Origin of the sequence: Hwanghaeella sp. LZ110 (assembly GCF_048892525.1) — a bacterium.
In the GTDB taxonomy this organism is placed as follows: Bacteria; Pseudomonadota; Alphaproteobacteria; order UBA8366; family Aestuariispiraceae; genus Pacificispira.
Genome location: NZ_JBLZHT010000031.1, coordinates 1 through 741, shown reverse-complemented (window position 1 = coordinate 741; position 741 = coordinate 1). Strand labels below are relative to the sequence as shown.

The following is a 741-nucleotide window of genomic DNA, read 5'->3' as shown; positions in this document are numbered from 1 at the left end:
ATTGAGACCAACTAGCAACATAGAAAGCACAATAGTGTACCAACAATGGCAGCCAAAATATTTTGCCTCCTTATGCTCCTTGGTCTTTCTGCAAGTGCTGCTACGGCGACCATTTTCCCGCAATGCTCACAAGCTCCTATAGCTTCCCTTCTTCCCCCGTACCTCTCACCAGCGGTGTCTTCGGTATGTGAAAACCCAATTCTTCAACCCTACAGGATCCAACAGGCAATCGCAGCTGGCATCTTACCTTTATCACCCTTGTTCCTCCAACAATCATCAGCCCTATTACAGCAGTTACCTTTGGTGCATTTATTGGCACAAAACATCAGGGCACAACAACTACAACAACTTGTGCTAGCAAACCTTGCTGCCTACTCTCAGCAACAGCAGTTTCTTCCATTCAACCAACTAGCTGCATTGAACTCTGCTTCTTATTTGCAACAACAACAACTACCATTCAGCCAGCTATCTGCTGCCTACCCCCAGCAATTTCTTCCATTCAACCAACTGGCAGCATTGAACTCTCCTGCTTATTTACAGCAGCAACAACTACTACCATTCAGCCAGCTAGCTGGTGTGAGCCCTGCTACCTTCTTGACACAACCACAGTTGTTGCCGTTCTACCAGCACGCTGCGCCTAACGCTGGCACCCTCTTACAACTGCAACAATTGCTGCCATTCAACCAACTTGCTTTGACAAACCCAGCAGTGTTCTACCAACAACCCATCATTGGTGGTGCC

1 protein-coding gene is annotated in these 741 nt (G+C 47.5%); it reads left to right on the top strand.

The window, feature by feature from the left end:
* Window positions 1-45 precede the first annotated feature (45 nt).
* Window positions 46-741: hypothetical protein (locus ACOSDM_RS20065; protein ID WP_420726311.1), on the top strand; the 696-nt coding region annotated here is incomplete at its 3' end.